This is a genomic window from Streptococcus sanguinis (assembly GCF_020729725.1).
Taxonomy (GTDB): domain Bacteria; phylum Bacillota; class Bacilli; order Lactobacillales; family Streptococcaceae; genus Streptococcus; species Streptococcus sanguinis_V.
The window spans coordinates 171,140-194,153 of record NZ_JAJEPA010000005.1 but is presented as its reverse complement, the minus strand read 5'-3'; the positions used below and the strand labels follow the sequence as shown (position 1 = coordinate 194,153).

At 43.0% G+C, this 23,014-nt stretch carries 20 protein-coding genes; 3 read left to right on the top strand and 17 right to left on the bottom strand.

The genetic code is table 11. From position 1 onward, the window contains the following. Nucleotides 1-69 precede the first annotated feature (69 nt). The 6 genes from K4I03_RS00900 to K4I03_RS00875 form a co-directional block, all read right to left on the bottom strand. The gene (locus K4I03_RS00900; protein ID WP_227963392.1) at nucleotides 70-966 is read right to left on the bottom strand and encodes an RluA family pseudouridine synthase; all 897 of its coding nucleotides are present in this window, start codon (nucleotides 964-966) and stop codon (nucleotides 70-72) included. Further along, nucleotides 950-1,417 (bottom strand): signal peptidase II, encoded by a 468-nt coding sequence (lspA, locus tag K4I03_RS00895; protein WP_002909845.1) that lies wholly within the window; start codon nucleotides 1,415-1,417, stop codon nucleotides 950-952. The genes K4I03_RS00900 and lspA overlap by 17 nt, the downstream gene beginning before the upstream one ends. Before the next feature lie 3 nt (nucleotides 1,418-1,420). Then, nucleotides 1,421-2,323, bottom strand: coding sequence for a LysR family transcriptional regulator (locus K4I03_RS00890; RefSeq protein WP_032912458.1), 903 nt, complete (start codon nucleotides 2,321-2,323; stop codon nucleotides 1,421-1,423). 119 nt (nucleotides 2,324-2,442) lie between these two features. After that, a complete protein-coding gene (locus K4I03_RS00885) occupies nucleotides 2,443-3,300 on the bottom strand; it encodes a GNAT family N-acetyltransferase (protein ID WP_048773299.1) in 858 nt (285 codons plus the stop codon). Nucleotides 3,301-3,412: 112 nt separating this feature from the next. Beyond that, nucleotides 3,413-5,374, bottom strand: a complete 1,962-nt coding sequence (locus K4I03_RS00880; RefSeq protein WP_048773297.1) for a peptide ABC transporter substrate-binding protein — start codon at nucleotides 5,372-5,374, stop codon at nucleotides 3,413-3,415. Between the two features lie 285 nt (nucleotides 5,375-5,659). Continuing rightward, a complete protein-coding gene (locus K4I03_RS00875) occupies nucleotides 5,660-8,458 on the bottom strand; it encodes a glycoside hydrolase family 3 N-terminal domain-containing protein (RefSeq protein ID WP_227963391.1) in 2,799 nt (932 codons plus the stop codon). A 233-nt stretch (nucleotides 8,459-8,691) separates the two neighbouring features. Between K4I03_RS00875 and K4I03_RS00870 the strand changes: the two genes are divergently transcribed. Next, nucleotides 8,692-9,432 (top strand): hypothetical protein, encoded by a 741-nt coding sequence (locus K4I03_RS00870; RefSeq protein ID WP_227963390.1) that lies wholly within the window; start codon nucleotides 8,692-8,694, stop codon nucleotides 9,430-9,432. Nucleotides 9,433-9,529: 97 nt separating this feature from the next. Here the strand turns inward: K4I03_RS00870 and K4I03_RS00865 are convergent, their stop codons facing one another. From K4I03_RS00865 to K4I03_RS00815, 11 genes are all read right to left on the bottom strand, one after another. After that, on the bottom strand, nucleotides 9,530-10,885 hold the full coding sequence (locus K4I03_RS00865) for a vWA domain-containing protein (RefSeq protein WP_227963389.1): 1,356 nt from the start codon (nucleotides 10,883-10,885) through the stop codon (nucleotides 9,530-9,532). Nucleotides 10,886-11,136: 251 nt separating this feature from the next. Beyond that, nucleotides 11,137-11,430, bottom strand: coding sequence for a 50S ribosomal protein L27 (rpmA, locus tag K4I03_RS00860; protein WP_002895619.1), 294 nt, complete (start codon nucleotides 11,428-11,430; stop codon nucleotides 11,137-11,139). Between the two features lie 17 nt (nucleotides 11,431-11,447). Continuing rightward, complete coding sequence (locus tag K4I03_RS00855; protein ID WP_227963388.1) at nucleotides 11,448-11,792, bottom strand: ribosomal-processing cysteine protease Prp; 345 nt, start codon at nucleotides 11,790-11,792, stop codon at nucleotides 11,448-11,450. Nucleotides 11,793-11,807: 15 nt separating this feature from the next. Beyond that, complete coding sequence (gene rplU, locus K4I03_RS00850) at nucleotides 11,808-12,122, bottom strand: 50S ribosomal protein L21 (protein ID WP_002904398.1); 315 nt, start codon at nucleotides 12,120-12,122, stop codon at nucleotides 11,808-11,810. Between the two features lie 315 nt (nucleotides 12,123-12,437). Then, entirely contained in the window at nucleotides 12,438-13,028 is a 591-nt protein-coding gene (locus tag K4I03_RS00845) for a hypothetical protein (protein ID WP_227963387.1), read from the bottom strand. Between the two features lie 102 nt (nucleotides 13,029-13,130). Beyond that, nucleotides 13,131-13,652, bottom strand: a complete 522-nt coding sequence (locus tag K4I03_RS00840; RefSeq protein ID WP_227963386.1) for a methyltransferase family protein — start codon at nucleotides 13,650-13,652, stop codon at nucleotides 13,131-13,133. Between the two features lie 21 nt (nucleotides 13,653-13,673). Next, complete coding sequence (gene thiI, locus K4I03_RS00835) at nucleotides 13,674-14,888, bottom strand: tRNA uracil 4-sulfurtransferase ThiI (protein WP_227963385.1); 1,215 nt, start codon at nucleotides 14,886-14,888, stop codon at nucleotides 13,674-13,676. 3 nt (nucleotides 14,889-14,891) lie between these two features. Next, complete coding sequence (locus tag K4I03_RS00830; protein WP_227963384.1) at nucleotides 14,892-16,034, bottom strand: cysteine desulfurase family protein; 1,143 nt, start codon at nucleotides 16,032-16,034, stop codon at nucleotides 14,892-14,894. A gap of 100 nt (nucleotides 16,035-16,134) precedes the next feature. Continuing rightward, nucleotides 16,135-18,045 carry a fructose-1,6-bisphosphatase gene (locus K4I03_RS00825; RefSeq protein ID WP_227963383.1) on the bottom strand — a complete coding sequence of 637 codons (1,911 nt, stop codon included), beginning with the start codon at nucleotides 18,043-18,045 and terminating at the stop codon, nucleotides 16,135-16,137. 42 nt (nucleotides 18,046-18,087) lie between these two features. After that, on the bottom strand, nucleotides 18,088-18,906 hold the full coding sequence (locus tag K4I03_RS00820; RefSeq protein ID WP_227963382.1) for a pyruvate, water dikinase regulatory protein: 819 nt from the start codon (nucleotides 18,904-18,906) through the stop codon (nucleotides 18,088-18,090). Nucleotides 18,907-18,911: 5 nt separating this feature from the next. Continuing rightward, nucleotides 18,912-19,541: a CBS domain-containing protein gene (locus K4I03_RS00815; protein ID WP_002915339.1), complete on the bottom strand. Its 630-nt coding sequence runs from the start codon at nucleotides 19,539-19,541 to the stop codon at nucleotides 18,912-18,914. A gap of 245 nt (nucleotides 19,542-19,786) precedes the next feature. Here K4I03_RS00815 and ppdK point away from each other — a divergent pair, with 245 nt between their 5' ends. Together ppdK and K4I03_RS00805 are read left to right on the top strand one after the other, a co-directional pair. Next, nucleotides 19,787-22,408: a pyruvate, phosphate dikinase gene (gene ppdK / locus K4I03_RS00810; RefSeq protein WP_227963381.1), complete on the top strand. Its 2,622-nt coding sequence runs from the start codon at nucleotides 19,787-19,789 to the stop codon at nucleotides 22,406-22,408. Nucleotides 22,409-22,592: 184 nt separating this feature from the next. Next, nucleotides 22,593-23,009: a DUF6556 family protein gene (locus K4I03_RS00805; RefSeq protein ID WP_002900470.1), complete on the top strand. Its 417-nt coding sequence runs from the start codon at nucleotides 22,593-22,595 to the stop codon at nucleotides 23,007-23,009. The last annotated feature ends 5 nt before the right edge of the window (nucleotides 23,010-23,014 follow it).

The window sequence follows — 23,014 nt, the reverse complement described above, 5'->3', positions numbered from 1 at the left end:
GAAAATAAAAACGACCGCAATTGAAGCGGCCGAAGGAAAATTTGTATTTTAATGATGAATGGACTTGCGCTATCCTTGTCGCAATTTTTCCAAGGTTTCTTGGAAAGTAACTGGCACTTCAGCTGTAAATTCCAGAACTTCACCAGTTCGAGGATGGGTGAAGCCCAGCGTTCGTGCGTGAAGAAACTGGCCGTGTCCTTTTAGGGTCTTGCGCGGTCCATAAACCTCATCTCCAGCCACAGGGTGTTCGATGTAGGCCATATGGACGCGAATCTGATGGGTTCGGCCTGTTTCCAGCTGAAGCTCAACCAAGCTATAGTCACCAAAACGTTCCAAGACTTGGAAACGCGTCAGAGCAGGCTTGCCTTTGGCTGTCACGGCCTGTTTCTTGCGGTCTTTTTCACTGCGCCCAATCGGTGCTTCAATCACTCCACGGTCATTAGACAGATTTCCATGAACAATAGCCCAATACTTGCGTAGGGATTTCTTATCCTTGAGCTCATCAGCCAGAGCCACATGGGCTTGGTCATTCTTAGCAATCATGAGAAGCCCAGAAGTGTCCTTGTCAATCCGATGGACAATCCCTGGTCTTAGGACTCCATTGATGCCAGACAGGTCTTTGATGTGATACATGAGCGCGTTGACTAGCGTACCGCTGGTATGACCCGCAGAAGGATGGACCACCATTCCTTGAGGTTTATTGACGACTGCCACGTCCTCATCTTGATAGACGATTTCTAGCGGAATATCCTCTGCCACATACTCAACCACTTCCGGCTCAGGCAGCTCATAGGAGATGACATCGCCTTCTTTGACAGCGTATTTGGCTTTTTTGGCTTGTCCATTGACCAAAATCCGGCCGTCCTTGATCTGCTCATTAGCCAAACTCCGCGATAAGTCTGTCAGCTCGGCAACCGCCTTGTCCAATCGCTGACCAGCTACCGAAGCCTCAATTCTTACTTCCATCTTTTTCTTCCTTCAAAATCATCAACAGTAAAATAGCTACACCAAAGGTTAGATACATATCCGCCACATTGAAAATAGCAAAATTGATAAAATCTAACTGAAACATATCCACAACAAAACCTTGACGTATCCGGTCGATAAAGTTCCCCAAACCGCCAGCAATCACCAAGGTCAGCCCAGCCAGCATCCACTTTGAGGCATGGAGGTGCTTGATGAGGTAGTAAACAGCTCCGCCGATAACCAGAAATGTCACCAATGTAAAGAGCCATTGTTGATTTTCTAGCATGGAGAAGGCTGCACCAGTATTCTGGAGATGGGTTAGGCTCACCAGACGAGGAATGAAACTCTTGACCTGCCCTAGCTTAAAATCGCTGACGATATACAACTTAACCAGCTGGTCCACAGCAATAAGAACCAAGACTGCAAAAGGAATAATAATTTTTCTTTTCATACTTTATTTTTTCTGTGCAAAATACTCTTTCATAACCGATACAAAGTCTTCCCCGACCTGAGTCAGCTCCACATCTTCACGCTTGACATAGACCATATGGTTGTCCAAGTTGTCACGAAGCTTGATGACAGTAATACCATTTACACTATTGCTGTCCAAAAAGCCAGACCCCGTCGCATAAGCATCGGTACGCTCCAAAATCCCATTCAAAGTCGCTCGGTCCGTCACATTAAACATCTGTGAGCTGGCACTGGTATCGACAAAATTCTCTGAATAATAGAGATACTCGTCCTTTTCCTGAGTGAAACGAACAGTTGGCAAGGCAGCTAAATCTTCCATGACCAGCTCATTCTTCTGAGTCAGAGGATGATCTTCCCGCAGGTAAATGTGGGTCTGAAAAGGAATCAACTCAATTACTTCCAAGCCTAGCTTTTCCACCCGCTGCATAATCCCCTTGGTATTTTGATTATTGAGGTAGATAATGCCAATTTCACTATGGCCCTGCGCTACTTCGTCCAAAATCTGCACGGTTGTTGACTCAAAAATTCGGAAATTCTTATACTCTGGATAGGTCTGAGAAAATTGTGTAATCAAAGGTGGCAGAAAATCATAGTGCTGGCTGGCAATAGAAAACTCATCCCGCTCCTCTTCAGGATTAGCATATTGATTTTGAAAAACATCAAAACCCTTGACCAAGTCTTGAGCCTTTTCATAAAACTCCATTCCTCGGCGTGTCAGAAAAGTCCCGCTGCTGGTCCGACGAAAAATCTTGAAACCCAGCTCTTTTTCCAGATCACGGACAGAGATAGACAGACTAGGCTGACTGACATACATTTTTTCCGCAGCTTCTCGAAAAGTCCCACTGTTAGCAATGGCGACCACATAACGCAATTGTTGAATATTCATAATATTTTCCTTCTTTACATATCGTCTCATTATACCATAAACCAAAGCAGAACAAAAGAAACCAACTGTAAGAAGCCAGTTTCTCCTTTTAAGTTAATGAGTAATCTGAGACAAATTTGCTATTTTTCTTTTAGATAGACAACCTCTGTCATCTCTTTGAAGCCTAGCTTTTTATAAAGTTTCAAAGCTCGGGTATTCTGCTTTTCTACGACAATCTGAAACTCCTGTCCATTGAGTTTATTCAAATCCTGCATACTTGCAAGCAAGAGATAACTTCCTAACCCCTGCCCTTGAAAATCTTGATTAACCGCCAAGCCAAAGAAATAATTAGTGCCAAAATCCGTATCAACCGACACAGAAGCTACAACTCTACCATCTTTCTTCAAGATGTAAAGCAGACTGGAACCACTGCTAACGGCTTCTCTGGCGTATTTCAAGGCAACATCTAGCGGTGTCTCAAAGACTTGGGACTGAAAGGCTGCAATCTCTTCAGCCAAGTCCAAACTCCCCTGCAAAACCTCAATCCCTTCTCTTTCTTCCAGAGGAAAAGCTTGAGCAGGCTGTGCCAGCCAAATTTCCGCTTCATCTGTTTGGTAATCAAATCTCCTAGCAAAATCGGGATGACCATTCAAAAAGACCAGCTCCGCTACATACTCAATCTCGGTCAAATCATACTGATCAGCTACTTTTGCAAAAGCAGCCAGAAGCAGATTAGCCACACCCTGACGGCGATACATCGGCAGAACATAGAGAGAAACCTCAGCTTGGCCAGGTTCATCCGCGTAGACTGATAAAAAGCCGATGGTCTGGCCATCCATCTCAGCCAAGAAGAAGGCTGGCATTTCAGGATCTGCATTATAATTATTATCCAGGTAGGGCAGTCTATATCCTCCGTCCACCTTATTACACTCTTGAACTAATTCAAACAATACTTGCTTTTCTTTCTCAGGCAATGCACTATAAATTCCTATTTGCATCCGTCTCACTTCCTTCCAGTATTTCTTTCTATTTTACTACAAAAACCTCGGTCAAGCCATTCAAAAAGGGGCTGGAAAAATCCAGCCCCAATGTCGCTAAGTGAATCGTTTTTTATTTTTCAACGTGGTCAGCAAGTTCTTCCTGGGCTTTTTTATTTGCCGCAGTAGCTTCTTCTTTCCATTTTTTCTTAGCAGCTTCATATTCTTTGGTCGTTACAACATCCTTCTGAAGCTGAGTCAGCTTGAAGTTGTAAGCTGAACCTTTGACACCAACTGGTGAGTAGGCCTTTGTAAATGGCACTGATTTAGTAACCGACGGCGTTGCCCCTTGTGAAACAGTCGGGATAATTAAGCCACTATCTAGCAACCAAGCTTCCGCTTCTGCATACTTTTCGTAACGCAGCTGCACATCGTTGGTTTCAGCATTGGCATCTTCCAGCATCTTAGTATATGTATCCAAGCCTAGCTCTTTAATCTTATCATTGTCTTGACCAGGTTCAAAACCAAAGTTTTGCAAGCTTCCACCGTTCTTGATATTAAGAGTGTCAAGGTAGGTAGATGGGTCTTGGTAGTCACCAGTCCAGCCACCAGTAGACATATCATAGTCTTTCTGAGCAGCAGAATTAGCAAAATAGGTGATATTATTAAGATCGTCTGTGCTCATCTTTTGCAGGTCAATGACGACATTTTCTGCTCCAAGAGCCGATTCGATAGACTGCTTAGTTGAGCTAGCCCATTGAACGCCAATCGTGCTAGACTGATCCACAGGCATATCTAAGTGAATTGGGAATTCAACTCCTTTAGCCTGCAAGGCTTGCTTAGCTTCTGCAAATTTCGCCTTAGCTTTTTCAGGATTGTAGTAAGGATCTTGAGCGTCAGAAAGATCAATTCCTTGCCATTGGCTACCATAGTTGACTAATTTTTCCCCAACAACGGTTCCAAAGTCCTTGTCGCCAATTTGAACAAAAGTAGGCGGCACTAAGGTGTTTCTCAAGACCTTAGTCGCTCCGTCTTCACCATTTCCTTGCGCACCATAAGATGTACGGTCAAAGGCAAAGTTAATAGCCTGACGGAAGTCCTTGTTCATGATTGCTTCGTTAGTAGCAGATTTTTGAGCGTCTGTTGTTTTAGAAGTATGATTGTAAGACTGACGGTTGTAGTTGAAATTATAGTAATAAGAAGTAGAATCCTGCGGGCTGTATACGATATTGTCCGCATATTTCTTCTTGACTGAAGCAAAGCCAGAGCTATTCGGATAGAGACGAGCCGTGCTGTAAACGCCATCGCTGAAGTTGCGAATCAGCGCTTCCTGATCATTTCCATCGTAATAAGTCAGCTTGATGCTATCCAGAGTCACATTGTCTTTGTCATAGTAGTTTTGGTTCTTGACAAATTCCATCACAGACTTGGAAGTCAGAGACTTAAGCAAGTAAGGACCATTGTAGAGGATGCTAGATGGCTTGACTGAGCCAAAATTGCTTCCTTCTGCTTTCAGAAACTCTTCATTGACTGGAAAAAGAATCGTGCTGGTCGTTTTAGAGTTCCAATATGGCTCAGGGCGAGCCAGAGTGTATTGCAGAGTATGGTCGTCAATAGCCTTGACACCAACATTGTCAAAATTCTTATCTTCACCCTTGATATAAGCATCCAAGCCCTTCACAGAGTCCTGAACGAGATAAATAGCTTCAGAATTTTCATCCGCTGCATACTTCAAGCCAGTCACAAAGTCCTGAGCTTTTACTTCTGCATATTCTTCACCATCGGATGTGTACCATTTAGCATCATCACGCAGCTTATAAGTATAGGTCAGACCGTCCTTAGAAACTGTCCATGACTTCGCGATAGAGGGAACCAGATTTCCGTACTCGTCATTTTCAAAAAGTCCATCGACCAGGTTGGAAATGACATCATTTGTCGTTGCACGGTTTGTAGCAAGATAGTTCAAGCTGTCAGGGTCTGAACTATAAACGTAAGTATAATTATTTGTGCTAGATGAAGACTGGCTACAAGCCGTAAGCAATAGCCCGGCACTCAGTGCAACTCCAGTCGCAATCAGCCATTTAGATGCTTTCATGGATAGAACCTCCTTTGATGTTACATTTTATAACATGAACTATTATACCAAAAAGCGTATAAAAAGTAAATAGTAAACTGATGACAGACGAGTAAAATATTCAAGCCTACGTATTTTTAGAAAACTCGCAAAGCTCTCTGCTGCAGCATTCCTACAAATCTCCAAATAAAAAAGGAAGAATCCGCTTTTACTGCAAAGTTACTTTGGATTCTTCCTTTTTGTTATTTTATCAAGAATAAGTAAAACTGTGAGCTCTTCAACACTGCTCGCTCGTTCTTTTATTGCTTATAGTCTGCGAGAGGACAAGTCATACAGATAGACAGCCCCAAACAAGAACAAGGCACCCAACAAGACTAAGAACAAACTGCTGCTATCTCCTGTTTTAGGAAGCTGGCTAGCCTGTGTAGCCTGCTGACTTAGTTGCTGACGAGAACTTACAGGTTCAACAGAACGCAAACTCAGCTGCGGAGGATTTTGTTGACCTGGAACCATGCTCTGCCTAGCTGCAGTAATCTGAATAAGCTCCTTATAATAACCTTCTCCCATGCTGAATTCTCTGTCTTGACTGTCAATCAAGGTCAGGGAAAGCACTGGACTGAACTGACCTTCCACTAAGCCTTTCAAACCAATCTGAACTGGATTGGTATCGTTGGCTTTTTTAGAAATCAGAACAGTATCGCCAGAGATGGTATAGTCAGGACTTGGCAGGATGTTGAAATGCTGACTATCCATCTTAAGGGCAAGACGGTAGTCATTTTTTTCTAAACCGTTTAGTCCACTCAGGGTAACGGTAGCTGTAAAAGGCTGATCTAGCTGAGCAGATGAAGGGATATTCACCTTTATATCCTTAACTGGATCGGTATAAAAGAGACCATGCCCTATAGGATAGGCCACCTCTGTCTCTGACATGATACCGTCCTTGATGAGCGGCACATTTACTGGTAACCTCCCAACATGATTTTGACCATTGAAAATGACTTCCACACCTGCTGGGATATTAGGACCGAAGGCATTGTCAGGCTTCAGAGACTCTGTTGGATCCATGCCCTTGTTTCCATAAACTGCTACAATAGCCTTGGCATTAGAATAATTCGCTACATCATAAGGTTTGGAAATGCTCATGACAGCTGCCTGTTTTCCAGTTGCATTTGCATAGTCCACAACTTCTGTCGGAACTCTTGTCAGCCAGAAATCGCTGGCTAGTTGAGATTGACGTCCAATTTCAGAGATTAAGACAAGGTGTGTCGCTTGGTCAATCTTTCCTTTCAAATCTTCTAACTTGGTTGTTTTGTTGTAGTTTAGCGCTTCGTATGTGACACCTGCTGGAATCACTCCGTCCGCTATCAGACGCTTGACACCCAGCTCTAGTCCAGGCACTTCATCGTCATAAGCCGCTAACAGCAAAATCCTGTCGCCAGATTTGACTTTAAAGGGCAGAACAGTATCATCGTTTTTAACTACAGTCACTGCGCTAGCAGCGATTTTTCGTTCAGTATCTCTGTTTAACTCTGAGCCAACAGTTGCTTCAGCCTTAGCTTGTGTGCGCTCAGATGGGTCAAAGTCTAAAATACCTCGTTTTTCTTTTAGGTTCAAGATGCGGGTCACAGACTCATCCAATCTGCTGACTGGAATATCACCTCTCTGAACCGCCTGTTCAATATCGTTGATAATCTTATCAATCTTGGCTAAATCACTCTTGCTACGTAAGACGGTTGGCATCAGCACCACATCTACACCTGATTTGATTGCCATGATAGCCGCTTCAGATTCTCCGAAATTTTTGGCAATCGCATCCATGCCCATAGCATCAGACACTACCACTCCCTTGTAGCCAAATTTCTTGCGAACAATGCCGGTAATAATGTCATCAGACAAGGTAGCAGGGATATAGATGGTTTCGCCAGTTTGCTTAGATACAACCGTGTCTTTTTCAATCTGAGGATATTGGATATGAGCTGTCATCAGCATATCAGCGTTTTTGTCAATGGCAGCCTTGAAAGGAAGCAACTCCAGTGCTTCTAACTCTGCATAGGACTTATCTACCAGAGGCAGACCAGTATGAGAATCTACCGCCGTATCACCATGCCCAGGGAAATGCTTAGCCGCTACTGCAACATTGTATTTCTGAATCCCCTCCATCATAGCCGTTCCCAAACGGGCAACCACCTTAGGATCAGAAGAGAAGGACCGCAAACCAATAACGGGATTCTGCGGATTATTATTTGTATCAAATACTGGGGCAAAGTTGACATTCAAACCTAGAGCCGATAATTCCCGTCCGATGATTTGACCTGCTTGATTGGCTAATTCTGGATCTCGCGTCGCGCCAACTGCCATATTGCCTGGAAGAGCAGTCCCACTGCCCAAACGATAGACAATACCACCTTCTTGGTCTATAGCAAGCAAGAGCGGCAACTTACCATTATTATCTTGGTTGCTGATAGCTGCTTGTTGCAGGGCCTGTGTCAAGGCTAAGGTTTGAGCAGTTCCCTTCACATTTTCAGCAAAAAGAATAACTCCGCCAAAGTCGTATTTATCAACCGCTTCTGCCACTTCTTTATTCAGCTCCGTCATATCAGACTGAGAGGCCTGGCCCTCTTGCTGCCATTTTCTGAAGTCTGGCATCAGCATCTGGGTGATCTTCTGACGAAGCGTCATATCCTCCACAAGCTCCCGCACTCTCTTAGAAGCAGACGGTGTATCACTCGCTGCCTGATCCTGCGTCTGATTGGCAGCTAAGAGAACTTCTGCAGGCTGGGCAGTCGCTGGTTTGGCAGAATCTTCTACTAAATTACCAGTATTGCCTTCTTTGGTTGAAGCAGCAGTTTCAGTAGCTGCAACTGACGGAACATCAGAGACTGACAAGGCTTTTTCGGCAATCTGACTATCCTGACTTGGCGTGCCCCTAGCCCCTGCACTACTATCAGAAGAGTTTGTTACAACTGCAGCACTTGCTTGTTCAGACTGGTTAGCAGATTCTGGCGGCTGATTAACCGTATCTGCCTTTATGGCTCCCAATGGCCAAAAAACTAGTAATGATAAGGCAAGCGCCAATAGCAATTTATACCTTTTCATCATAGGCATTCTCCTTTCATCCCTATAATAGCACAAAAAACGATGTTTGTAAACGTTTACATATTATCTAATGATTGTTCGTTTTTATCACCAATTAGTAATATAATCTCTATAAAAATGAAATAGTATTACAATATTATAGAAATGTTACAGAGGTATAATTTTATAGAAATAACATAACCTAACTGTTAAAAATGAGATTCTTTAATCTTGTGCTAACAGTTGCATAGAAAGGATTTGCTATGAGACAAGAAAAGAACACCAAAGCAATGTTCAACCGCCGCTATTGGCTGGGCCTCTCTCTCGCTTCTGCTGCGACTTTGGCCTCTGCTTTGATTTCCACCGGAACAGTCCAAGCGGAGAACAAGTCAATCCCTGACTGGGTTTCTAGACGTGAAGTTGGTATTTACGATCCTAGTGTACCAGATATTGAGGACGACCCTACTATCTTTGATGATCCAGGACCTATCAAGGTTCCGGAGGCTCCTAAGCGTGAATTCCCTGCTGCTTTTTATGATGAGTCTGGGGAAATAATTAAAAATAGAATCGTACTTCATGAGGGTAAATACTATCTCGCAAACCAATATGGAGATACATACAAAATTCAAGATGACCCAGCAGAACAAATTCCGACAAATCTAAAAAACTCCTTCTATACCAGCCCAACAGGTAAGGTCTATTATTTTGACGAAAAAGGACGAAGGGTCATCAATCTTTACAGTGTAGACGGCAAGCAATACTTCTTTGATTCTTACGGAGAAATGGTCAAAAACAGATTTGTTAGTTACTCTGAATATACTTATTACTTTGGAGAAGATGGGACACCTTATAAAAACGGACTTTATAAGATTGGCAAGTACTATTATTACTTTACCGAGTATGGCGATCTTTTGAGGCAAGGTTCTTTCGACTACAAAGGAAAGACCTATTATACTAATTGGCATGGCGTTGTTAATATAAAAGATGAAGAAGTTACACCATAACGAAAAATACCAGAAATGAGGACGTATGTCTTCGTTTCTGGTATTTATTTTATTCAAAATCACTCAAATAGAAAATTCATTTTTTATAAGCAGATGGTTATTGTTCTTTTGATTTTCTTACACTAATACCTAGCCCCAATCCAGCCAGAAGCAAACCAAGTCCCACAACACTATAGACCGCCTTTTCGCTACTTCCTGTTTTAGGAAGAGACTGTTCAGATTTGGCCAAAAGTGTTGGTGCCTGAACATGGTAGACGGTAGATGTAGGCATTGTAGTACGACGCTCAAGATAGAATTGATAACTATCTTTTATGATTTTATAGTAACGAGCTTCATTGACACTTTCAACAATCCATGAAGTGGTTCCCTTTGTCAGAGCATCTGCCAAGTTATTTTCGATATCAAGCACTCTGCCTTCTGTTGCAAAATTTTTGTAAATTCCCTCAATCGCTTTTACCGTCGCTACGGTTCTTTCTATACCAGCAGCTTTTAGAGCAGCAAGTGTATCAGCAACCGTTGGAATTGAAGGGTCTTCTTTCATTTCAGCATCTGTCAATAAAACGACGAATTTCTTATTTTTAGATGACTTAGACCAATCATAGGTCGAAATAATCTGGTTCAGGGCAGGAGTTGGTGTTTCTGGAGTATCTCCTCCACTCGCTATACGAATTGCAGCCAACGCTTTTTCGAGCTCAGCCGGATCAGTTGTAAAATAAGATGACCCAAACCGTGTTAGAACCGTATCTTCATCTTTGCTGCCAGAATTACGGCCGTAGACCTCATCACTAAATGTCGCCAAGCCAAAACGTGCTGTAATCCCCTCTTTAGTAATATTTCGCACAAATTCATTAATATTTGCACGAACAATATCAATTGTGCTACCCATGGATCCTGAACGGTCAACAACAAAGACAATATCAGCTGAACCAGCTTTTGTTACAGTTGGTGGCGTTGAGGTGTAGGTAATGGTTGTAGTCTTATCTACTCGCTCGTACTGCGTATAGGGATTCCCATTTTCATCTGTGCCAGATAAAGTATTTTCAGTACGTCTAGTTATTGGATCTGGCGCCTTATCAACCTTTGCCGGAGCCACTTCTGTCTTTGTAACATCAACAGTCGCCGTTTCAACATGGACTGTTTGATTGCCGTCTTGACTTTCTTTGACATCAACAGGCGATACATTTTTTGAGACATCAATCAAGTCTCCTGGTTTCGCTGTAGATTCTTCAACAACAGGTTTCGTCGTATCAGCAGCAATTTCAGTACCAGCAGCTTCAATCGGAGACCTTACTGCTTCAGTTTTTGCTATACTGCTTGATGAAGGTGGTGTACCAACCTGGTCTGCAAAAACATGCGAAGCTTGTGAAAAGGCAAATAGAAGAGTTGCTGATGCTAATCCAACTTTCAATTTGTACAATGAAAAGCCTGGAAGTTTAAATGATTCTTTTTCCATAATTTCTCCTTGTCTTTTTAGACTTAGAAACATGATTGCATCTATTTTATATAGAATAACATAAAAAAATAGGAAATGCAAGCGATTTCAGATATTTATTAGTCTAAAAATTAAAATTTTAGAATATTATCAGAGTTTGTATACCAAAATCGATGAGCATCATCATGAATGATTAAACAAATGCTTTATCGTGCCGTCTCTAATAAGAAATCCCCATGCTTAATTATCCGAGCATGGGGATTTCTTATTAATTATTTAGCGATTGGGTAAACAGAAACTTGTTTCTTATCGCGTCCTTTGCGTTCAAAGCGTACTACGCCTTCAACTTTTGCGAACAAAGTATCGTCTCCGCCGCGTCCAACGTTGACACCTGCATGAATGTGAGTGCCGCGTTGACGGTAAAGGATAGAGCCGCCTGTTACGGTTTGACCGTCAGCTGCTTTAGCTCCCAGACGTTTCGCTTGTGAATCACGTCCGTTAGATGTAGAACCTCCACCTTTTTTGTGGGCAAATAGTTGCAAGTTAGCAAGATTCATTTTTAACATAATGTTTTTCCTCCGTGTTAGTTTTCTGTGATAACTCTGGTTTGGACGAACTCAGATGAGTCCTCCGATAAGTTTGCCATTCCTAGGAAAAATGATTCAAAGAAAAGCTGAGTCATTTCTCTTTGGTGCGACGGTATATCCTGAGGAATTTCAACCTTCAGATAACCGCCTTCTATTTCGTTTAATTCTAAGTTTGGTTCGTAGCCTGCGAATTTCTCAACTGAATTGACAAAATTAATGGCGAGCGTCGAAACGGACGCACACACGACATCAAAGCCGTATTCACCACTCGCGGCGTGACCTGTGATTTCTGCACGCCTCAGTTCGCCATCTTCGGCTCTTTCAAAGACTGCGTGTATCATTTAATCTCCTTAAAATTAAGCGTTGATAGCGTTGATGACAACTTTTGTATATGGTTGACGGTGACCTTGTTTACGATGGCTGCCTTTTTTAGGTTTGTACTTGTAAGTAACAACCTTCTTTTGCTTGCCTTGTTTTTCAACAGTTCCGACAACAGAAGCTCCAGCAACAAGCGGAGTTCCGACAACAGTGTTTTCACCACCAACAAGAACAACTTCGTCAAAAGTAACGTCTTGACCAGCTTCAGCGTTCAACTTTTCAACGTAGATTGCTTGACCAACTTCAACTTTAACTTGTTTTCCGCCAGTTTTAATGATTGCGTATGTGCTCATTATGCACCTCCTATGATTTTTAGGGTTTCCCCAGATTTTGTGAAGACTCGCCTAGCATCGTGGGACGAACCACTTAAGAGAAGAGCTCTAAGTATAACAAAGAATAAACTAGGAATTGAGCCGAAGGCATAACTTGTGTTAGGCAAGGCGATAATGACGAAGTTTAAATTTGTTATACGACGAGCAACGATGATCGTGCGGTTGCACAGGAATGTGCATAGTCAACTCTATAAGTATAGCACTTCTGCAGCTCTTTAGCAAGCTTTTTCATCGCATGAAAACGGATTTTCAAGGATTATCTTTAAATTTTATCTACTAATGAACAAAGACTATTTCACCCTTACTATTTACATAAACGGAAATATTTGTTGGCGTTTCAAGATTTTCTTTTAAAAATTCTGCCTCATACTGTGTGGCATCGGAAATGTTCACTTTACGAGTCCCTTCTTTTGTTTCAACTATGAAGATAAGATTACTAAATATCTTTCTTCCATACCTACCAGTCGTAGTATGTATATCTATATCAATTAAGCGAACAATATCAGCGTGCACGTTTTGTTCTTTGAAATATTTATAAACATGTAGAGCTTCTATAGGTCTATGAACTTCATGAAAAACAAGAACAAGAATCGTAATTGGTAAACCAAAACCAAGAACTAATACAGATTTAACTGGGTTCTTTTGATATTCTTTGCTAATAAGAGCTTTCCAAGAACCTGCTTTTAATTTAGCAATATTTAAACCATAAAAAACAAGAAAAGTAATCAATACGGCTAACAAAGAATGCGAGAAGACACCTAACAAATATGATTCCCCTGGCACGTCTCTTAACAAAGCATTGTCATAGCCGTCTTTCCAAGAAAATGATTGAAGCAAGCCTCTCGAAAAATAATCCCAATATCCCATCTCAAACTCCATCTAGTATTAATTTTGTTACAAATCAGATAAATAGTATTTCTATTGTTATCCGCTAACCGCCTTGTTAAATAATGATTAGATAAAAAATTTCTAAATATAACGCCTCACCCTATCTTGATATTCTTGATAAGATTTCCCGAATTTTTCAAGACACCAGCGCTCCTCAGAGAGGATAATCCAGTGGGACGCAGTCTGAAACATGACTAGAATCAAAAAGAAAATCACTGACTTGGTCAAAAAAGCTATTCCCAAAAAACAAACAAGGTAAGCTACATACATGGGATTACGGGAATAGCGATAAAGACCCTTTGTATTCATGCCGTTTGCTTCTGGTCTAGCGAAATCCCTCATACTGATAGCACACAAAGCCAAACCAAACAGGTAAATAGCCACTCCAGCATAAAAGAAAACAGAAGAATGAAAGTTGATTTCAAGGAAAAAAGAAATTATGAACAAGGCTAGATTGCTCAATTGATAAATCATATAAGCTATCTTTTCTTTTCCTTGGACTGGTACAAAATAAGCTGCGCGTGACAAAGCGTTTTTGCCGAAATGACTCAATAAAGGAAAACGAATCAGCAAAAAAGGAATTAAGAGAAAAACAGCAAGCATAAACGTCACCTTCTCTCGCTTTTACAACAGCCCTTCAATCAACTCGTCAACTTCATCAGCCTCTGCTTGTGGTGTGATTTCTGTAATCATGATGCCTGCAACAGCGCGCTCAACCAAGCCTTCAACATCTAGGTAAGTTTCGTACTTCTCAGCATTCTTGATTTTCGGATTGGTCTTAGGACGGTCTGGAGCAAAAATAGTACAGCAGTCTTCAAATGGCTGGATAGAAATTTGGAAAGTATCAATTTTCTCTGCAATGTCAATGATTTCCAGCTTGTCCATGGTCACGACAGGACGTATAATCGGTGTGTTGGTTACAGCGTTGATAGCCTGCATACTCTCAATCGTTTGACTTGCCACCTGACCAAGACTTTCTCCGTTGATAATGACTTGAGCGCTCCGCTCCTCTCGAATCCGGTCCGTAATACGCATCATAAAGCGACGGGTCAGTGTCATGAGATAGGCTTCTGGAGCCTTGGCCTTGATTTCCTCCTGAATCTCTGTAAAAGGCACTTCGATAAACTGGATGTTGCCGCCAAACTTGGTTAATTTCCGAGTCAGATCCTGAGCTTTTTTCAACGCACCTGGACTGGTGTAAGGCGGACTTGCAAAGTGAACCGCCTCGATATCTACCCCCCGCTTGAGAGCCAGATAGCCCGCCACTGGTGAGTCAATGCCGCCAGACAGCATGAGCATACCCTTGCCCGAAGTACCAACTGGCAACCCACCAGCACCTCGAATCGTCTCGTAAGAGATATAGGCCGCTTCTTCACGGATCTCGACACGAAGCTCAATATCAGGCGCTTTCATCTTGACCTGAACATTGGGAATGGCCTCAAAAACAGCATCCCCAAGCGTTTGGTTAAGCTCGCGGCTATCCAATTCAAAGCTGTGGTCACTGCGCTTGCTGGTAATCTTAAAGGTCATGCCTTCCTGATAGACTTCCTTCATGATGGTTTGGACAGCTTCGATTAGGGCTGGTACAGATTTTTCAATTTTGTAAGACGGCGAGAAATTCTGAATCCCGAAGATCTGCTTGAGTGACTCAGCGACTGGCTGATAGTCTGTACCGTGCAGATAAACATGGGTCCGGTCACGGTCAGCCTTGACATGGACTTTGGGATAGACTGACAAGACAGCCTGGATATTGCGTTTGAGTTTGTTGATAAAGCGCATGCGGTTCTTGCCCTTAGTAGACAGCTCACCGTAGCGCACCATAATTTCTGAATATTGCATTGTTTACCTTACTTTTCTGGTTTTTTCGTAAATAATTTTAAAAGTTGTCAAAAACTGCTCCATCTGGCTCATATTGTTGTCAAGAACCAAACTGATACGAACAGCAGTTTGAGCGAGAGACTTTTCGACGCCCATAGCGATTAAAGTCCCCGCTGGCTTTCCAGCCTTAGAAGAACATGCACTAGTAGTCGAGATATAGATCTCGTAGTCTTCAAATGCATGGACGAGAACTTCACCCCGTACTCCCTTGATACCAAAGGTTAGTATATGGGGCGCAAAATTTTCCAGATCTGAGAAAATCACCACATCTGGATACTTCTGCAGCTCTTCAAGGAGAATCTTCTTCATCTGAGCCGTCCGCTGGGCAAATACTTCTTGCTTTTCCATGGACAAACGCAGAGCCTTGGCTGTCGCTGCAATGCCAGCTAAATTCTCCGTCGTTGAGCGCTTGTCCGACTCCTGACCGCCACCAGTCAAGAGGGGACTGATTTTCTTGCCAGACTTGATATAGACAAAGCCTACACCCCGAAGTCCGTGAAATTTATGACTGGAAAATGTAGCGAAATCGACGCGATCCATCAGATAAGCAGCTGTTGGAATCTTCGTAATAGCCTGTACAGCGTCCACATGAAAGGAAATAGTCGGCTTGTCTGCTAACAGTTCAGATATTTTCTGAATGGGCTGAATACTGCCGATTTCATTATTGACAGCCATGATGGAGATCAGTGTGGTGTCTGGTCGAATTAGCTCTGCTAGCTTGTCTACATCAACAAAACCTGCCTTGTCCACTGGGGCAAAATCTATTTCAAACCCTTGACTCTGTAGCCAGAGGGCTGATTCTTTAACAGCGGGATGCTCAATGTTGGATACGATGATGTGTTTGCCAAAGGGAACTTTTTCAAAAGCAACTCCTTTAAGCACCCAGTTGTCCCCTTCTGTCCCTCCGGACGTAAAAAAAATCTCCGAAGAAGACTTGCCTAAAAGCTCTGCTATTTGCCTGCGTGAAGCTTCTAAGAGACGAGTTGCCTGACTGCCTAAACTGTGCAGACTGGATGGATTTCCCCAGATTTTAGAAGCTACCTCCGTGTAAGCGGCCAAAGCCTCAGGATAAGGCTTGGTTGTCGCTGAATTATCTAAATAAATCATGTTCTTTCCTCTAAATTTCAATACTCCTATTGTAACATGAAAGAGAAACTGGAACAAGAAAGAAAAAGCCCTAAATTCTGTTAGAACTTAGGGCTAAACATCACCGGTCATAAAACTCATGCAGCAAGCCAAAGAGTTCCTGTTGTTGAGCGAACAAGCTCTGACCGATGGTAGTAGATTTGATGAGGGTTCGTTCCTCTACATTTTCAATCACCTTTTTCAGGGAGGTCTGAGCAAAAGGCGATTCTACAACTTTTTGAGCATTTTGGAAAGGCTGATGGGTCACCAGCTGGAAGCCATAGGAATTATTGAGCAGTGAATAGCCAGCCGTTCCAGTCTTCTTCTGATAAGCCTTGCAGAGACCACCATCAATGACAAAGAGCAGACCGCCCCCACGGATAGGCGACTCTCCCTTGCCTGTCTTAACCGGAGTATGACCGTTGACCATCCTAGACTCTTGAGAAAAGAGACCAAATTCTTCCAAAATCAGCTGGCAGACTTTCTCAGAATTACGATAAGAAAAATAAGAATTTTCCACTTCCTTGTGGGTCTCCTTATCTTCAATGAAATAGCGCTCCAAGGTAGTCATCTTTTCTTTGCCAAACAGAGGAGAAAGCTTACCTTTCCAGCAATACCAAATCAAATCAGTCGACAAATCATCGCCCACTTCCTTATCCTTGGCCGCCTGTCGAATATGATACTCAAAGAAATCCAGCAATTCCTTGCCAGAGTAATGGACTTGATTGAGAATGAAAGGCTGGAATTCTCCTGACGGCTCCAGAGGAATGCAGCCGTGAAAAAGCAAGTGCTGATTGTAAATCTTATACATAGAGCCCTTGTTCATCAGAAGACTCATATGCTCCGCCATCTTAAGCGAACTTTGGAACGAGGCCAGCATACTGTCTACAGCTTGATTTTCTTCTGGTGTCAAAGCTGACGGATTTTCCGGATTAACCGTTTGGAAACAAGTGTTGACCAGGGCATGCTTGGTATCGTCAATCGTAACACTTTCTTCCCAATAATCAATCTTGTCCAGCATCACATGGTCCTGCATCTGGAATTCAGGCCGTCGTTTGATGAGTTGATTTTCCAGCTTGAACTGGATAATCGCCAAGGCTTGGTGAACCTTTTCCAGTTGCAGAATTTCCTCATCTGAAAACTCCTGCTCTTTACCGCCTAGAATAGGCCTAAACTTAGGATTAGACTGGTAAGTCTTGTCTGCAAAAAGAGTCAAGGAGCGCAGGTTTAAACCATAATCTTTCTCGATATCCCAGAGATAGCCATAGCGAGCTGCGATACGCAGCACATTTAGCAAGCAAGCCTTGGAGCCAAAAAATGCTCCCATCCAGATAATGTCGTGATTGCCCCACTGAATATCAAGCGAGTGAAAACGCTGCAGTTCATCCATGACCTGAGCACTACCAGCTCCTCGGTCAAAAATATCTCCAACAACATGAAGATGGTCGATCAACAACTGCCGAATACTTCGGGCCAAGCCTAGAATAAAAGGCACCGCTTCCCGCAATTCAATCACATAAGTCAGGATATTCTCAAAATAGGACTTTTTATCAGCCAAAGCCCTGTCGCTATAGAGCAACTCCTCGATAATATAGGCATACTGTGGCGGCAAAGCCTTTCTAACCTTGGAGCGACTGTATTTTGCACCTGCAAAAGCCAGCAAGTTCAAGAGCTGGGGAATGGTTTCCTGATACCAGTCTTGGCCTTTAGTTTCTTCCCCCAGCACAAGCTCAGGATAGGAAACCAGCGCTGACAGCCGATCCTTATGTGCTTCTGACAAGCTGTCCCCAAAACAGTCCTTGATCTTCTCATTGAGGATACCTGCACAGCTTCTCAAAATATAGTCAAAAGCAGCAAACTCCCCGTGAATGTCACTGATATACAGCTCAGTCCCTTTGGGCAGGTTCAAAATTGCCTCTAGGTTGGTCAGCTCTGTAATGACCTTCTGCCGACTATCAAATTCTTTCAGTAAAATACGCTTATATTGCTCCATCTTATGCCCTCACTCTATAACCGCTTTTTGCAATCTTCTCTCTTATCTCAATTTCTTCAAATGGTCTTCAATCAAGAAAGCTGTCTCCTCAATTGATTTATCCGTGATATTGATGACATGTGCCCGATACTTTTTAAAGACTTCTTTTGAGTAGTCCAGTTCTTCGTATATTTTTTCCAGATCTGTATAGCTGGTTGACTGGGTCAATCCCAGAGAATTCAAACGATTACTGCGTATCTTAGACAGTTTTTCTGGCTCACATAAGAGGCCGATAATCCGCTCCGGATCAACCTTATCCAAGACCTGAGGCAGAGGGACTTCTGGAATCAAAGGCAGGTTAGAAACCTTGTAGCCTTTATTAGCCAGATAAATACTGAGTGGCGTTTTGGATGTACGGGAGACGCCCAAGAGCACCAAATCCGAATCCAAAAATCCTTGCGGCGCCTTGCCATCATCGTATTTGACTGCAAACTCAATAGCGGAGATTTTATTAAAATACTCAGTGTCCAGCCGGTGCAGAGTACCCGGCACCTCTATAGGACTGGTGCCTGTCTTTTCTCTGATAATCTCAAAAAATGGATGCATCAAATCCAGATAAGCAAGGCCGTTGGACTTACTGAACTCCCTAGCTGCAGCGGCTAGCCCACCATCGACCAGTGTACTGATGACAAGGGCATCGTCCTTGATGGCATCACGCAGAATATCCAGCAATTCTTCTTCTTTGTTGATAAATGGAAAACGATAGCTGTTATTAAAAATAATATCTGGGTACTGGGCTGTCACCGCAGACAATAGCTTCTGCGAAGTCCCCCCCAAAGAATCTGAAATGCTGTAAACAATAATTTCTTTCTTCATGTTCATTCCTCTTATCTATTAACCTCAGCGCTTCTGGCCTCTTGAATAATATAATCCAGCAGGGCTGACTTGGTCACAGTTCCTAAAATTTTACGCTCATTATCCTCATCAACTACCGGCAGTGAATCAATCGCAAAATCCTGCAAAACTGCCGCCGCTTCCAAAATATTCATATCCTTGTAGCAAGTTTTAATATGGGGCATTCGGGTCATGCAAACCGCTACAGGCGTGCTGTCAATGTTAGTATTGAGCGAAGCCCGCAGCAAGTCTTTACGCGACAAAATCCCCAAGAGCAGCTTATGCTCATCAATGACATAGAGAACATCCGCATCATACATAAATAAGGTAATAATGGCATCTTGAATAAAGGAATCATGAGATACCAAAACAGGCGAAGTCATAATCTCTGCCACTTCCTTTCGAAAGGTATCGAAAAAGAAAAGCGTCTCTAAATCCGAGCCCGAGTATGTGTAACCAACTTTAGGCGTAGCCTTCAAAATCCCAACCAAGGTCAGAAAAGACAGGTCCGAGCGCAAGGTCGCCCGAGAAATATCGAGTAATTCAGAGATTTTCTCACCGCTGAGTGGCTGGTGTTCTTTTACAATTTCTACAATTTTCTTTTGCCGTTCACTTAATTTCAAATAGGTCTGACTCCTTCGTTCTTTATAATAGATGACTAGCCTGATTTCGCTTAAAATTTAGGAATTATTACTCATATTTCATTTTCAGACGTTTAAATAATCATTATTTTGTAACACATTATAACAAAAAAAGAAAAATTGTCAATAAAATAGGATGCTTTTTTCTGTTGACAAATATATGTGATGTATATTACAATGTAGTTGTCCTACAATATGACACATATTTCATAATTTTGGAGGTAAATATGGCGAAATGGATTTACTCCTTCGAGGAAGGATGTGCAGATGACAAGGCCCTACTTGGCGGAAAAGGAGCCAACCTAGCTGAAATGACCAATTTGGGACTGCCTGTCCCTCCAGGTTTTACTATTACCACAGAAAGCTGTATCGAATATTTAGAAAGTCCTTATTTCTTTGAATCTTCTTTAAAAGAAGATGTTTTGAAAGCGGTTACTGAATTGGAAGAAAAAACCGGTAAATATTTCAGTGGCAACGACTCAGCCCTGCTCTTAGTGTCTGTTCGAAGCGGAGCCAAGTTTTCCATGCCGGGCATGATGGACACTATTCTCAATCTAGGTCTAAACGATTTAAGAACCCAGACTCTGGCTGAGCAGACCAACGCTGACTTTGCCTACAACTGCTATCGACGTCTGCTGCAAATGTTTGCTGATGTAGTTTATGGCATTTCCAAAGATGAGTTCGATGACCTTTTGGGCTATTTTGAAAGGAATGCTGGCAAACAGGCCAAGGATTTCACATTGGATGAACATCAAGCATTAATCGACCAGTACAAGCAGCTTTATCGTGAGCATCATCAAACCTTCCCCCAAAGCTCGAAAGAGCAGCTTTATGCTGCTATCAAGGCGGTCTTCAAGTCTTGGAATAATCCCCGAGCTCAGGTCTACCGCAACTTGAATAATATTCCTCATGATTTGGGAACAGCGGTAAATGTCCAAGCCATGGTCTTTGGCAATAGCGACCAAGCCAGTGGTACAGGAGTCGTCTTTACGAGAAACCCCGCCAGCGGTGAGCATCAGCTATTTGGTGAATTTTTGCTCAATGCTCAAGGAGAGGATGTCGTAGCCGGCATTCGAACCCCTGAGCCTATTGCTGCACTTGAGACAGCTCTCCCTCAGGCCTATGCAGCCTTCCAAGACTATGCTAAGATTCTCGAAAACCACTACAAGGACATGCAAGATATTGAATTTACCATCGAAAAGGGTAAACTCTATATTCTCCAAACTAGAAACGGTAAACGGACCGCCAAAGCATCTTTGAAAATCGCCTTAGATCTGGTAGACGAGGGCATTATCAGCAAAAAAGAAGCTCTCCAGCGCGTATCTCCTACTACGATTAGCCAGCTCATCCATCCTGTATTTGAAGAAAAAGCTCTGCAAGATGCTCCTTTCTTGGCTCAAGGACTGCCAGCCAGCCCTGGTGCAGCAACTGGCGAGATTGTCTTTACAGCTGAGCGCGCCAAAGACTACCACTCCTTGGGTAAAAAGGTCATTTTAGTCCGTCAGGAAACTTCACCTGAAGACATTGAGGGCATGGTTGTCAGTCAGGCCATCGTAACCAGTCAGGGCGGTATGACCTCTCACGCAGCTGTCGTAGCCCGGGGAATGGGAACCTGCTGTGTGGCTGGCTGCAGTGAGCTGAACATCAGCGAGGAAAGCAAGACCGTTTCCTGCGGAAATCTTGTCTTGACCGAAGGTGACGTCATTTCAGTTGATGGCAGCTCGGGACGCATTTATAGCGGTGAGATTCCGACCGTCCTAGTCGAAAATGACCAAGAACTCCAACGACTGCTTTCATGGGCAGACGAAGTCGCACAGCTCAAAGTCCGTGCCAACGCAGAGACCGTTCAAGATCTAAAAACAGCTATTAAGTTTGGGGCAAAGGGCATTGGTCTGGCTCGTACCGAACACATGTTCTTTGGTCAAGAGAGAATTCTGGAAATGCGGCGCCTGATTCTAGCCGACAACGAATTGGAAACCAGATCCGCCCTCAAAAAACTGCTAGAGTTCCAAGAAAATGACTTCTATCAAATGTTCCAAGCAGTACAGGACAAACCTATGATTATCCGTCTTTTGGATCCACCTATGCACGAATTTCTACCTAAAGATTCACAGGAAATCAAGGCTTTGGCTGACAAGCTGCACAAGTCACCAGAAAAACTGACTCGCCGCATTGAACAGCTGCAAGAAAGCAATCCTATGCTAGGCCACCGCGGCTGTCGTCTGGGGATTACGCAACCAGAGATTTACAAGATGCAGGTTGAAGCAGTCTTCAAGAGTGCTATCAAGCTGAGTCAGGAAGGATTGACCGTCAAGCCAGAAATCATGATTCCGCTGATTGCAGACAAGGCTGAGCTGGACTCTGTCAAAGCCTTTCTCACCCAACATATCGACAAACTCTTTAGGCATCATGGTCTGGAGCCTTTCCCTTATGAAATTGGCACCATGATTGAACTTCCGCGTGCCTGTCTGGTTGCAGACCAGCTGGCTCAGGAAGCAGACTTCTTCAGCTTTGGTACTAACGACCTGACCCAGATGACCTATGGCTTTTCACGGGACGATATTGGAAAATTCATCGGCCATTATAAAGAGAAAGAAATCCTCCCTTTTGATCCTTTCCAAAGCGTTGACCAAGCGGGTGTTGGTGAATTGATGCGGATAGCTATCAGCAAGGGCCGTCAAGTCAAGCCTGACCTTCCTATCGGCATCTGCGGTGAGGTCGGTGGCGATCCGGCTTCCATCCCCTTCTTCCAAGAAATTGGTGTCACCTACGTCTCCTGCTCTCCTTATCGGGTTCCAGCAGCAAGGCTGGCTGTCGCTCAAACGGTACTCCAAGATGAAAAAGCGTAATTACTTTGCCATTCTAGCTCAAGAAGCTGCTCAACCAAAACTTGAGCAGCCTCTTTTCTTGACAGCAATCTTCTGTGTGCGTTTTCATAGATAAAAATTTGATTTTTTAAAGACATTTTCAGATAAAAAACGTATAATGAGAGATAAGAAATCATTGAAATTTTAAAAGGAGATTCTTGCAAGCATGGAAAACTATTCTCGCAGTAATAAAAACAAGACAAAATCATCTAAAAAACCTACTAAACAGCATATTAAAACAGGTCTTTCAGCTTTCCAAAAGACTATTGCAACGGTTGCCAGTATCTTATCTATCATCATTGCCAGCATCACGATTATGAATCTGACTGGCCATAAGGATGAAAAATCAAAAACTGATACCAGTAGCTCTACTGCAACGACTACTATTATCAAGGAAATCGAAAAAGAAACAAGCAGCCCTGCTTCAACAACTGCAACTGATACAGCTGCTTCCAGCAGTGATGCAACAGCAGTTGAGACTAGTGCGTCTAGCTCTACGGCTGATACAGCAGCAGGCGACACTACTGCCTCTAGCTCTGCTGCAGATACAGCAACCAACACTCAGACTGAAGCTTCAAACTAAGCAAG